This is a genomic window from Campylobacter sp. BCW_6889, assembly GCF_001762535.1.
Classification (GTDB): domain Bacteria; phylum Campylobacterota; class Campylobacteria; order Campylobacterales; family Campylobacteraceae; genus Campylobacter_D; species Campylobacter_D jejuni.
In genome coordinates, this window is the sequence record NZ_MJWZ01000044.1 from 1 (window position 1) to 13,339 (window position 13,339).

The 13,339-nt window shown below is 31.0% G+C and carries 13 protein-coding genes; all 13 read right to left on the bottom strand.

Annotation, left to right across the window (positions count from 1 at the left end):
- Positions 1-353 precede the first annotated feature (353 nt).
- Positions 354-698, bottom strand: coding sequence for a hydrogenase maturation nickel metallochaperone HypA (hypA, locus tag AJ939_RS03865; RefSeq protein ID WP_060786187.1), 345 nt, complete (start codon positions 696-698; stop codon positions 354-356).
- The gene (gene hypE / locus AJ939_RS03870) at positions 698-1,672 is read right to left on the bottom strand and encodes a hydrogenase expression/formation protein HypE (RefSeq protein ID WP_002787379.1); all 975 of its coding nucleotides are present in this window, start codon (positions 1,670-1,672) and stop codon (positions 698-700) included. Before hypE ends, hypA begins: the two co-directional genes overlap by 1 nt.
- On the bottom strand, positions 1,669-2,760 hold the full coding sequence (gene hypD, locus AJ939_RS03875) for a hydrogenase formation protein HypD (protein WP_070276055.1): 1,092 nt from the start codon (positions 2,758-2,760) through the stop codon (positions 1,669-1,671). Before hypD ends, hypE begins: the two co-directional genes overlap by 4 nt.
- Positions 2,744-3,025: a HypC/HybG/HupF family hydrogenase formation chaperone gene (locus AJ939_RS03880; protein ID WP_002776342.1), complete on the bottom strand. Its 282-nt coding sequence runs from the start codon at positions 3,023-3,025 to the stop codon at positions 2,744-2,746. The genes hypD and AJ939_RS03880 overlap by 17 nt, the downstream gene beginning before the upstream one ends.
- On the bottom strand, positions 3,025-3,768 hold the full coding sequence (gene hypB, locus AJ939_RS03885; RefSeq protein ID WP_070276054.1) for a hydrogenase nickel incorporation protein HypB: 744 nt from the start codon (positions 3,766-3,768) through the stop codon (positions 3,025-3,027). Before hypB ends, AJ939_RS03880 begins: the two co-directional genes overlap by 1 nt.
- Positions 3,769-3,845: 77 nt before the next feature.
- Complete coding sequence (gene hypF / locus AJ939_RS03890) at positions 3,846-6,035, bottom strand: carbamoyltransferase HypF (RefSeq protein WP_070276053.1); 2,190 nt, start codon at positions 6,033-6,035, stop codon at positions 3,846-3,848.
- Complete coding sequence (locus AJ939_RS03895) at positions 6,016-7,536, bottom strand: hypothetical protein (RefSeq protein WP_070233275.1); 1,521 nt, start codon at positions 7,534-7,536, stop codon at positions 6,016-6,018. Before AJ939_RS03895 ends, hypF begins: the two co-directional genes overlap by 20 nt.
- 41 nt (positions 7,537-7,577) lie before the next feature.
- Positions 7,578-8,225, bottom strand: a complete 648-nt coding sequence (locus tag AJ939_RS03900; RefSeq protein WP_070274121.1) for a M48 family metallopeptidase — start codon at positions 8,223-8,225, stop codon at positions 7,578-7,580.
- Positions 8,201-9,517 (bottom strand): MATE family efflux transporter, encoded by a 1,317-nt coding sequence (locus AJ939_RS03905; RefSeq protein ID WP_070276052.1) that lies wholly within the window; start codon positions 9,515-9,517, stop codon positions 8,201-8,203. The genes AJ939_RS03900 and AJ939_RS03905 overlap by 25 nt, the downstream gene beginning before the upstream one ends.
- Positions 9,518-9,595: 78 nt before the next feature.
- Complete coding sequence (gene pstB / locus AJ939_RS03910) at positions 9,596-10,336, bottom strand: phosphate ABC transporter ATP-binding protein PstB (protein WP_002776307.1); 741 nt, start codon at positions 10,334-10,336, stop codon at positions 9,596-9,598.
- Positions 10,333-11,421, bottom strand: coding sequence for a phosphate ABC transporter permease PstA (gene pstA / locus AJ939_RS03915; protein ID WP_070209861.1), 1,089 nt, complete (start codon positions 11,419-11,421; stop codon positions 10,333-10,335). Before pstA ends, pstB begins: the two co-directional genes overlap by 4 nt.
- Positions 11,418-12,332, bottom strand: coding sequence for a phosphate ABC transporter permease subunit PstC (gene pstC / locus AJ939_RS03920; protein ID WP_070276051.1), 915 nt, complete (start codon positions 12,330-12,332; stop codon positions 11,418-11,420). The genes pstA and pstC overlap by 4 nt, the downstream gene beginning before the upstream one ends.
- 9 nt (positions 12,333-12,341) lie before the next feature.
- Positions 12,342-13,337 carry a substrate-binding domain-containing protein gene (locus AJ939_RS03925; RefSeq protein ID WP_070274095.1) on the bottom strand — a complete coding sequence of 332 codons (996 nt, stop codon included), beginning with the start codon at positions 13,335-13,337 and terminating at the stop codon, positions 12,342-12,344.
- Positions 13,338-13,339: the final 2 nt, after the last annotated feature.

Consider the following 13,339-nt stretch of genomic DNA (forward strand, 5'->3'; position numbering starts at 1 on the left):
TTTTGAAATTAATTTCATATTATTTATTTTTTAATAATAATATAAAATATAAAAATAAAATAGTGGAATAATAAAATATTTAAACTTAAAGTATAATTAAATACTGATTATTATATAATTATAAAATTTCAATTTAAATTTTATTTTATATAAAAAAATTAATTTAATGAGAGTAAATTTGTATGAAATGTTGTAAATATTTTTGTGGTATTTGTAAATTATATTTAAAATAAATTTAAAAGTGTATTTTTTTAGTTTTTATATTTTGGATAAAAATTTAAAATTTTTGATTTTGTATTTTTTAGATATTTTATCTATAGATTAACTATAATTTAATCGAGCATCGCAATGTATTATTTCATCACAAGTCGCATAAGGTGTAAGTCCTCACCTTGTGTGATTTTATATTCTATACTTTGACATTTAGGACACTTAAAAACATTTTCTTCTAAAATGCTTACTTGATCACATTTTAAGCATAAAATTTCAAGTGGAGCAAGTTCTATAAAAAGTTTAGCATTTTTACAAATATTTGAGTTTTCTTTAAAAGTTTCAAAACAACGCTTAAAAAGATCCACTTCTATACCACTCAAACGCCCGATTTTTACATAAATTTCTTGCACATTGTAAGCCTTATTGTTTAAGGCATTTTCTTCACAAAGTTCGATTAAAGATTCTACTATACTTAATTCGTGCATTAGCAAATTCTTGGTAAAAGTTCGCCTTTAGGACTTTCTAAAAAGCGTTTTGCCCCATAAGCGTTTTGTAAGATCACACGTGCTTTTTTCTCTTCTAAAACTTCTCCTATAATACTCGCATTTACATTGTATTTTTTTAGAATTTCTAAGGCTTTTAACTCATCTTCTTTTTCCACGCAAAGTATGAAAGTGCCTTCATTTGCAAGCTCATAAGCTTCATAACCAAAAAGCTCGCAAAGTCCTAAAACCTCATCTTGAACGATGATTTTTTCTTCAAAGATCAAAAGATCATTTCCGCTTTGCTTTGCCCACTCATTTAAAACCGCACTAAGCCCCCCACGAGTAGCATCTCTCATTGCTACAACCTTTATATCTTTTTCTAAAAGCTCTAAAACCTCTTTATCCAAAGCCTTACAATCACTTTTAACATCAGCTTCTAACTCATTTCTTTTAATTAAAACACTAGCTCCATGCCTTCCTATATCACCTGAAAGAAGTATGCTAAGCCCTGCTTTGATATTTTTACTTTCTTTTTTAGAAATAATTTCACCTAAGGCCGTAGTGTTGATATAAATTTCATCTGCTTTGCCCTTAGGAACAACTTTAGTATCGCCACAAACTAACATAACTCCGCATTTTTCACATTCTTCTTTAATGCTTTTTAAAATGCGTTCTAGTTTTTCTAGCTCAAAACCTTCTTCTAAGATAAGCCCTAAACTTAGATATTTTGGCTTAGCGCCTACCATCAAAACATCGTTAATAGAACCACAAACACAAAGTTTGCCTATATTGACCTCTTCATCTAAAAAAATCGGACTTAAAACAAAAGAATCCGTGCTTAAAGCCAAATTTCCTAAAATCGCTGCATCATTATTTGCATTTAAAATTTCATTATCAAAGATCTTAAAAAGCTTAGTTAAAAGCTCGTTCATCTCTTCTCCGCCACCTCCGTGGGCTAAGGAAATATTTTTCATACATTCACCTTTGAGTATTTATAATACGCCGCACAAGCACCCTCGCCAGAAACCATACAACTTCCTATAGGACTTCTTGGCGTACAAGCCTTACCAAAAACTTTACAATCATAAGGCTTGGCCAAACCTCTTAAAATTTGCCCACAAATACAGGCTTTGCTTTCATTTTTACTTTGCACCGCGCAATCAAATTTTTTACTCGCATCATAGGTGCTAAATTCTTCTTTTAGCTCCAAACCCCCATCTTTAATAAGCCCTAAACCACGAAATTCAAAATCACACACTCTAAAGTATTTTTTTACTAAATTTTGCGCTTTAACATTACCTTCTTTGCTTACGGCTCTTTTGTATTGATTGTACACTTTAAAAGTGCCTTCATTGCTTTGTTTTATAATATTTAACACACTCTCTAAAATATCAACTGGCTCAAAACCACTCACTGCTATAGGGGTTTTAAACTTTGCTGCTAAAGGCTCATAAATACCATAACCTGTTATCACACTCACATGAGAAGGGCCTAAAAAAGCATTGATTTTTACATTTTCATCATTCATGATCGCTTCTACAGGTGCTGGAACTGTGATATGATTGATATGAAAAAAGACATTATTTATTTTTTCTTCTATAACCTTTTGAAGAAGTAAAGCACTCATAGGCGTAGTAGTTTCAAAACCTATAGCAAAAAAGATGATATTTTTGTTTAAATTTTGCTTAGCAATTTCCAAAACTTCAAGTGGAGAATAAAGTGCTCTAACATCAACCCCTTTAGCTCTTAAATCAAGCAGAGAAATTTCACTTCCAGGTACTCTTAAAAGATCTCCTAAAGTACAAAAAATCGTATCTTTCATAGAGGCTAACTTGATAGCTGTATCAATGCGAACTCTTGGCATAACACAAACAGGACATCCTGGCCCATGGATAAAGTTAATCTCCTTTGGCAAAATAGAAGGCAGGGCATATTTCATAATACTATGTGTATGCCCACCGCAAATTTCCATGATGTTAATAGGATTTTTAAGTTCTTGTTCTATGAGTTTTTTTAAAGCTAAAATGCTTTCTTTATCTCTAAATTCATCGATGAAATTCATTTAAACCCAAATCTCCTTCATCGCTTTTTATCTCTCCGCTATTCATTTTTTCTACTATTTCTTGATAGGTTTTAATGCTTTCTAGTGCAGCTTCTTTGTCGATTTTTTCCATAGCAACGCCTACATGGATTAAGACATAATCGCCTTGTTTTAAAGGCTCATCAATCAAATCCAAATTAACTTTTCTTTTCACACCTAAAGTTTGTACTAAAGCATTGTTTAACTCATCGATTTCTAAAATTTCAGAAGGTATAGATAAACACATTAAAAAAGCTCCTTTTTAAGTTTAAGCACCTTATACCAAAGCTCCATATTAGTACCATTTTTTGCATCAAGAGTGATAATATCTGCTCTAGGATTTAATTCTTTAATCAACTTAATTGCCTCTTTAACATCAAAATCAAAATGATGAGCCAAATCTGCCTTTGTGATTAAAACTATATCAGCCTTTTTAAACATCACAGGATATTTTTGCGGTTTATCACTTCCTTCAGTTACCGAAAGCAAAACTACATTTAAATGCTCTCCTAAATCATAACTTGCAGGACAAACCAAATTTCCAACATTTTCTATAAAAAGCAAATCCACATCATCAATTGCCAAATGATGCAAAGCCTCATGCACCATAAAAGCATCCAAATGACAGCTTTGTCCTGTAGTGATTTGATACGCTAAAGCTCCGGCATTTTTTACTCTTAGAGCATCATTATTGGTTTCTAAATCCCCTTCAATCACAGCGATTTTAAGTTCATTTTTCAAAGCCTTGATCGTACTTTCTAAAAGCGTAGTTTTTCCACTACCTGGAGAACTCATTAAATTAATACAAAGCGTGTTAGCTTCATTAAAATGCGCCCTATTGTGCTTAGCTTCTTCATCATTTTTGCTTAAAATTTTAGAAATCACTTCTATGGTTTTACTTTCTTTTAAACTTAGATTTTCATGGTGGTGATCATGATGATGATCGTGCGTATGGCTTGAATTTATAGAACAGCCGCAATCTTTACACATTTTCTTTCCTTATATATTTTTTGTTTCATTTTAACCTTAAAAGCATTAAAAAATTATGAGTTTTTAGAATATTTGCTTTATTTTTCTAAATTTAAAAAATGCACCATTTGTCCTAAGGCTATGGAGCTATCATTGCAAGGATATTTTAAAGGTACAAAAAAATCAAAATTTTTAGCTTTTAAAATTTCAAGTAAGGTTTTGTTTTGAAAAACTCCTCCACTTAAAAGCACTTTTAAATCATAATCTTTGCTAAAATCTATGATAAAATTTGCTAAGGCATTAAACATACCTGTAATTGCTTTAGTTTTTTCATCTTGCAAAGCCCCTAAAATTAAATTTTTAAAATTAACCTGCCCTTTTTCTACAAAAAGCTTGTAAGAAAAATCAAGATTTTTATCATAAAAAGCTTCACACATTAAGCCAACTTGGGCTTCATAAGAACTTTTTTCTAAGTTAAAAACAATACTTCCAAAAGCATCGATAATGCGTCCTAAAGAGCTTGTTTGTAAGTTAGAATGTGAATAAATTTTTTTAAGATTTTCAAGTTTAATTTTTGGAATTTTTGCTAAAAACTCCTTAGCCTTATCTTCTAAATCATAATGAAAAATAAGACTTAGAGCCAAATTTTGTATATTTTTAATATCACTATTTATAAGAGTGAAATTTTCAAAATGTGCAATTCTTTCATATTCTTTTAAATTTCCTACAAAAACTTCTCCACCCCAAATTTTGCCATCTTCGCCATAACCTGTTCCATCACAAATAAAAGCTAAAGCCTTTTCATCTTTTGCAAAATTTTCTTCGTATTCAAAATAAGCCGCACAAAAATGCGCATAATGATGAGAAATTTTAATCCTTTCTTCAAATTCTTTTGCATAGCTAAAATGCGGGTGTTTATCGCACAAAATCGCATCAAATTTCAAATCATAATTTTGTTTAAAAAATTCTAAAAGTTTAAAAAATCTCTCATGTACATCAAGACTTTTCAAATCCCCTATATAAGGAGAAATTAAAAGTTTATTTTCATAAAAAATCACAAATTCATTTTTAAGCTCCGCACCCAAAGCTAAAAAAGTGCCTTTTTTATTAAAATTTCTTTCCAAATAAAAAGGATTTAAACCCCTTGAAGTACGCAAAAACATAGTTTTACCATTTACCACTTGAGCTATGCTATCATCACTTGCGTTGATAATTTCTCTATCATAATCCAAATAAAAATCAAAAACTTTATCAAGTTTTTGACACAAATTAAACTCATCTTTAATGATACTTTCTCCGCTTAAATTTGCACTTGTTGCCACAAGGCTTCCTTTAAAATACTCAAAAAGCAAAAGATGTAAAGGCGTATAAGCTAGCATAATACCGATTTTATCAACATCAGGTGCGATTAAAGAAAAGGCTTTTTTTGCCTTTAAAATCACAATAGGAGCTAAAACCCCACCAAGCAAAGCCTCTTCTTTTTCATCTATAAAGGCAAGTTCTTTAGCACTTTGTAAATCTTTACACATCAAAGCAAAGGGTTTTTTAGGGCGATTTTTTCTAAGTCTTAGAGTTTTTAAAGCTTCTTCATTAAAAGCATCGCACATGAGATGAAAACCGCCCATGCCTTTAATGGCTAAAATTTTACCTTCCTTTAAAAACTTCGCACTTTGCATAAAAGCTTCTTGATCTTTGGCTAAAATTTCACCCTTTGGATTTTTAAGAAAAACATTGATTTTACACTTAGGACAACTGATGGGCTGGGCATGAAAACGCCTATTTTTAGGATCTACATATTCGCTTTTACAAAACTCACACATCAATAATTCTTGCATGGAAGTATTAATCCTATCATAAGGAAGACTTTTTATAATACTAAAGCGTGGCCCACAATGCGTGCAAGTGATAAAAGGATATAAAAAGCGTGGATTTTTTTCATCAAAAAATTCTTTTTTACACTCCTTACAAAGCGCAAAATCACTTAACATAGGCGTGCTTTTTGTATTCTCTAAAGAAGGAGTAATGCTAAAATTCTCATAGTTTGAAATAGAAATTTGCGTCATTATAAGCTTATCTATTCTTGCTAAAGGTGGAAGATGATTTTTTAAATTTTCTATGAAATTTTCACATTCTTTTTGAGCACAAGCAAGGATGATTTCTACCCCAAAACCATCATTTCTTACCTCTCCAAAAAGCTTTGATTTCAAAGCTAGTTCATAAACTAAAGGGCGAAAACCCACCCCTTGCACCAAGCCTGAAATTTTGATCTTATACCCTAAGTGGCACATCGCTTAACTGACAATTTTTAAGATGTTTTAAAGTATTTTTAAGCAAAGATTTATGTTCAAACAAAGAGCCACTTATAAGCGCTAAGTCGCTTTGCTTTTTCTCTCTTAATTCATCATAAGTATCACGTAAGAAATAAGCCAAACTCTCAACCGCTCCATAAGCGATATTAGCACTATCCACACCTGCTAACATAAAACTCATAGTAGATCTTAAAGTTCTTGTATAATCAAAACTTTTATCTTCTTTCAAGCGATAATCAATCTTTACTCCACGAGGCATTTTTGATTCATCAGCAATTTTTAAAAGCTCACTAGCACTCTCTTGTAAATTTTTACCCAAATTTAGCACTCTGCCTACCAAGCCAAGCAAGGAATAAAAATTGTTTTGAAGCTCAAAATTTTCATCTAAAAGAGGAAATTCCTTGCTAAAATTTTCTAAAAGCCTTGCACCAATTTCATCTTTTTTAATCTCTTCATAAAGTTCTTTGCTGTGTTTTGGTAAGCAAAGTTTAAGCAAATTAAGCTCTTTGTTAATAAGCAAAATATCTTCATAATCTTTGCTAAGCTCTAAAATAAAAGCTTTTTCTTTATAACGGCTTACAAGATAAGAAATTCTTGCCATATTTTTATCTTCTTTAGAAAAAATAAGCTCTCTTGCCTTAGCATTGATAAATTCAAAGCCTTCCAAAACCACCACTTGCTCATCTAAAGCACTGATATAAAAATCTTTTTGATATTCTTCTATTTTTTTTACGCTTAAAAATTTATATTCATTTTCAAAAAGTTTTAAACCTAAAGCAAAGCAAAACAAATCTCTAGCAAGTCTGATTTTAAAATCATTAAAATCAAGATTGTGATTTTTTCTAAACATGGCATTAAGTCTTAGCTTCATCAAAGGTTTTTCTAAACTTGCAAGAAGTTTTAAATTTTCATTTGAACAAACAAAAACTGAATTTATAGCCTTAATATCACAAGGAAGTAAAAAATCTCCTATAAATTCGTTCTTAAACAAAGAAAATTCATAAATGCCATTTTTATCTTTTAAATAAATCTTTTTTTCTTGACTTAACAAATCAAAGGCAAGATTTAAAAAAGTATTGAAATTTTCTTCATTGATTTTTTCAAATTCTGATAAATTGCTTGAAAATTCACACTCACAAAACACGCCCCACTCGTTTTTGTTTAAAAGTTTTTTTTCTTGATAGGCATTAGAATTTAAATGAGTAATATAAGAAAATCTTGAAAATTCTTTATCCTCTGGCATACAAGGGTTAAAATCCTGCCCCGCTTTTACATCAAATTTTTTCAAAAAAACACTATGACTCATGAAATTTAAAGAATCACAAAAAGTCTTTAAATTTTCTTCATCTGCATCAATAGAAAAATGATAAATATTTTCTTCTTTGCTAAGGGTGTAGTTATAATTTTTCGCATAAAAACGCAATAAATATTCAAAAATATTATTATCTGCATTATAAATAAAATCAAAATTCAAAGTCATATTATGCCTTTTTTGAAAAATAAACTATAAATATAACATTTTTAACTTAAAAATTCTTTCTCTCTTTGTCTAAAATCGCTCATAAAATGCTCCATAAAAGCGTAAAATTCTTTGCTGTGATTGGGGAATTTTAAGTGGCTTATTTCATGCAAAATCACATATTCAATAGCCCTTAAACTCTTTTGAATGAGTTTTAAATTTAAGTTAATATAAGCTTTATTGTGATTACATGAACCCCAACGCGTTTTCATATTTTTAATGCTTAAATGCGTGTAAAATAAACCTGTTTTTTGGCTCCATTTTTTAAGATAAAAAGTAAAAATCTTTTTGGCATTTTGTCTTAAAAATAAATCTAATTTTGCTTTATTTTGACAAAGAATTTTATCTTTATCAAAATAAGTTTTTTTAGCATTTTCATCAAATATAATTTTATATTTTTTAGCTAAAAAGATTAATTCATCATCTTTTAAAACTTTTTTTTCAAATCTTTTTTTTGCCTCATTTATCCAAGAACTTGATTTATCTAAAAACTCATAAACACTTTTAAAAGTGCAAAAATAAGGAATGCTAAGAACAAATTCACCCCTTTCATTTAGCCTTAATCTTAAAGTTTTTATGCGTTTTTTAGAATAAAAATAACACTCATCTTTATAAGTAAATGATTTTAAACTAGAGCTTTGCCTTGCCATTTTTTGCTTTTCCATCTGTATGAATTTACCATTCCACGCAAAAACTCATCCGCACAAAATCCTATCCAAACCCCTAAAATTCCAAGATTAAAATGAAAACAAAGCACATAACCCACAGGCAAAGATACTCCCATCATAAAAACAAGTCCGCTAAAAAATGGAAACTTAGCATCGCCACTTGCACGTAAGGAATTAACCATGACTATATTGAAAGTTCGTGAAATTTCAAGAAAGATTGAAAGGGCAAATAAAGGTATCATTAAATTTTTTAACTCTTCTTTAAGTCCTAAAATTTGCATAGTAAAATCTTGGCAAAGATAATTCAAAAGTGCCACTAAAGCACTTGCCACCACACTAAAATACAAAGCACGCCAAGCATGTTTATAAGCGATATTTTCATATCTAGCACCGACTAATTTACCTACTATGATTTCATTAGCTATGCTTGTAGCTTGTCCTATAAGCATGATAAGCATTGAAATTTGAAAATAAATCGTTTGCACACTCAAACTTGCTTCGCCTAAGCTTGCTACAAAAGCAAAAGCTATAGTGTATTGGACTATCCACAAAAGATTTTCCCCTGCTGAAAATCCACCTATATTTAAAACCTTTTTTAATACCTCTTTTTCAAGTTTTATCATTTCTTTGATTTTAAGATGAATTTTAAGTTTATAAAAAAGTATCACAAGTAAAGCCACTATAGCAACAATACGAGCAAAAATATTACTAAGCCCCACTCCAAAAAGTTCTGATTTTGTATGATGCAAAACATAATAATTTCCACAAATCACCACTATATCCATCAAAAAGCCTATAAGCATGACCCAATAAGCCATATTATAAACCCTTGCAATAGCAGCTAAAACAATTCCTATGGCATCAAAAAACAAACAAATTGCAAGCATATGCAAGTAAATTTCACTATCTTTGAGCAATTCTTGTGGGATTTTTAAAAGATAAAGCAAATACTTCCCATGCCATAAAATAAGCGCGCCACACACAAAGCCTAAAAGCGCATTTAAAAACAAACTTTGATGAATCACTTTTCTTGCTAAAACATGATCTTTTGCACCAATAGCCTGAGCTATCACCACACTACAACCCACACTTAAAAATGAAAAAATAGTGATAAAAAGATCTAAAATTTGATTTCCAGCCCCCATAGCACCGACAAGAAAATTAGAATAATGAGACACCATAGCAGTATTGATAATCACAGTTAAATACTTAGAAAGCAAATCCCAAAATATAGGAATACTAAGTCTTGTTAAAGAAAGTTGTTTTTTTGCCATAATTAATGCCTTACAAAGATAAAAGGCAAATTTTAACAAATTTTTCTTAAAATAAAAAACCGCTAAAAAGTGGCTTTATTATCCAAAAGCACCGCTTAGATAAGCCTTGGTTTTTTCTTGTTTTGGATTTTCAAAAAATTCTTTACTTTCACCAAATTCTATAAGCTCTCCAAGGTGAAAAAATGCAGTATAATCAGCCACGCGTTTGCCTTGTTGCATGTTATGCGTTACCATAATCATAGAAAGATTATGACTTAATTCTTTTAAAAGCTCTTCTATAACACCTGAGCTAATAGGATCAAGTGCGGAAGTTGGCTCATCTAAAAGCAAGAGCTTAGGTTTTATTGCTAAAGCTCTTGCGATACAAAGGCGTTGTTGTTGTCCGCCTGAAAGAGCTAGAGCATTTTGCTTTAATTTATCTTTAACCTCTTCAAAAAGTCCTACTTTTTGCAAACAATCCACCACCAAAGCTTCTTCTTCATCTTTATTTTTAATCATACCATGAAGTTTTGGTGCATAAGAGATATTTTCATAAATGCTTTTTACAAAAACATTAGGTTGTTGAAAAACCATGCCTACATTTTTACGCAAAGCTACTACATCTTGATTTTTAACATCTTTTCCTTCAATTTCTACCAAACCATCGATTTTTGCGATTTTATCATTCATTCTGTTAAAACAACGCAAAAAAGTGGATTTACCGCATCCTGAAGCACCGATGAGTGCGGTAATTTTGTTTTGTTCTATTTGCATATTGATATCAAATAAAGCTTGTTTTTTTCCATAAAATAAATTTAAATTTGTTGTTTTTGCTATCACTTTAATTTTCCTTGAAAATATTTTCTTAATAATATCGCACTAAGATTTAACACGACTAAAAGTCCTAAAAGCACAATAATACCCGCTGCTGTTCTTTCTAAAAATGCACGCTCTGGCATAGCTGACCATGAGTAAATTTGAGCAGGCAAAACGCTAGTTGGATCAAAAATCGAACTAGCTACATCAGGGATAAATGCTATCATACCGATAATCATCAAAGGTGCAGTCTCGCCTATAGCCCCAGCTAAAGTCAAAATAGAACCTGTTAAAATCATAGGCATAGCCAAAGGCAACATAATACCTTTTACCATTTGAACCTTTGTCATACCTAAGGCATAAGCAGCATTTTTCATGTTAATGTCCACACTTTTTAAAGCCGCTTTGGTTGAAACAATGATAATAGGTAAACTCATGATCGCCAAAGTAAGCCCACCCACTAAAGCACTTGATCGAGGCATTCCAAAAAGATTGATAAACACTCCAAGTCCTAAAAGTCCAAACAAGATACTTGGAATACTTGCAAGGTTGTTAATACACACTTCTATAAAATGTGTAAATAAATTTTGCGGTGCAAATTCTTCTAAATAAATTGCTGCTGCAACGCCTATAGGAACACTCACAACCATACAAACAAGCATAACAAGCAAAGTCCCTACAACTGAAGATAAAATTCCTGAATTTTCAGGAGATTTTGAGTCCCCATTTAAAAAGAAATTGCTATTAAATTTAAGCTCTATATCGCCTTTTTGCACAAGATCATCGACTAAAGTTCTTTGTTTTTCACTAAGGCGATTATATTTTTGCTTCATATATTGATCCACTTCTGAATTTGCCAAAAGCCAAGTTTTTTCAGTGATTTGCCCTGTTCTTATTTTTCTTTGCTCAGCACGAGATAAAAGATCATAAACAGGAGAATTTCTATTAGCCTCTACAAAAATATAAGTTTGCTTAAAAGCTCCAATTCCAAGATAACCCACACTTCCTAAAAAGATACAAAGAAAAATTAAATTAATATAAAGCCCCATTTTACAAAGTCTTTTAAAAGACTTTGAAGCTTTTTGTCTTTTTTTAAAAAGTTTTTTCATAAATTTTTCCTTTTGTGAAAGCGATTGATGAGATAAACGCTAAACATATTGATGATTAAAGTGATGATAAAAAGCACCAAACCTAAAGAAAAAGCACTTAAAGCCAAAGAGCTATCAAAAGCTTGATCTCCGCTTAAAGCTTCTACGATTTTTACCGTTACTGTTGTCATATCTTCTAAAAAATTCATCGTTAAATTTGGACGCAAAGAAGCTGCCATTACCACTATCATAGTTTCGCCTAAGGCTCTTGAAAGTCCTAAAAGACAAGCTGCAACTATACCAGGAATAGCCTCAGGTAAAATCACAGCAAAAACCACTTCTTTTTTTGTCATACCTAAAGCATAAGCGCCATTAATCCTTTTCTCGCTTACTGCTTCAATGCAATCTTGAGATAACGAAGCCACTATAGGCACTATCATGATCCCCATGATAAAACCTGCGCCTAAAGCACTTTGAAAACTTGCTTGTATGCCAAATAAAGAAAAAAACCACACTATAAAAGGCGCTACGACTATAGCTGCAAAAAATCCAAAAACAACAGTAGGAATCCCTGCAATGATTTCTAAAATAGGTTTTAAGTAATTTTTAGATTTTTTGCCAGTAAAAACACCTAAATATATAGCACACATAACCCCTAAAGGTAAAGCCGTTAGCATAGCAATCAATGAAATATAAAAAGTTCCCCAAAAAAGCGATAGCGCTCCAAAAACACCTTGTTTGCTCGTGCCATCTGCATTCATAAAAGCTGCATCAGCTGCCCACTGACTTGAGAATAAAAAGGTAGCAACACTTTCTTTTTGAAAGAATTTTAAAGCTTCAATTAAAATTGTAAGCATGATAGCAAAGCTTACTATCACGCTTACAAAAGCACATAAAAAAAGTGCAAATTTGATTATTTTTTCTTTTAGCAAAGTTTTTCCTTAAAAAACTTTTCCAGCTTTTACAAGCTCATCATTTAAAATTTTTCTATCTTCTATATGTTTTTGAGAAGCTTTTAATTTATCATCGCTTAAAGGAACAAGTCCTATTTTTTCAAGTTCTCCGCCACTTTTTGCCAAATCATCACTCATGTAAATTTTTGCAAAATCAAAGGCTTCTTTTGGATTTTTCTTAGCATTGATATAAATAAACAAGCTTCTTGCAAGTTCGTATTTTTCATCTGCAATATTTTCTTCACTTGGTGTAACACCATCGATAGTAGCGACATTGATTTTATCTGAGTTGCTCACTAAAAAGCTATAACCAAAAATTCCAAAAGCATCTTTATCAATAGTAAGTTTTGAAACGATTAGATTATCATTTTCACCGCTTGGGATATAAGCACCATCTTGACGCAAAGTTTTATACTCGCCTTTATACTCAGGAATTTTTTTAGACACATCACTCATAACAAGCTCTTCTATAGTATCTCTTGTTCCTGAACTTGATGGTGGACCATAAACACTAATTTTACGATTTGGTAAATTTTTATTGATTTGATTCCAGTTTGTATAAGGATTTGGTATAAGTTTTCCATTTTGTGGAATTTCTTTTGCCAATGCTAAGAAAAGTTCTTTTTTTGTGATATTTAATGGAGCATTGGTTTTATTTTGAGCTAAAACTATACCATCATAACCTATCATAATCCCTACTATATCAGTTACTCCTGCTTTTTTGCAAGTTTCAAATTCACTTAATTTCATAGGTCTTGAAGCATTAGAAATATCAGTAGTTCCTTCGCAAAATACCTTAAATCCACCCCCTGTTCCCAAGCTCTCTACTATAGGAGTTTTTGTATTTTTAATCGAAGCGTATTCTTCAGCTACAAAAGAAGTAAAAGGATACACAGTCGATGAACCTGCGATTTTTAAATCTGCTGCATTTAAAGCACCACAAAGCGCAAAACTTGCCACACTTAAAGATAGAATTTTTTTCATTT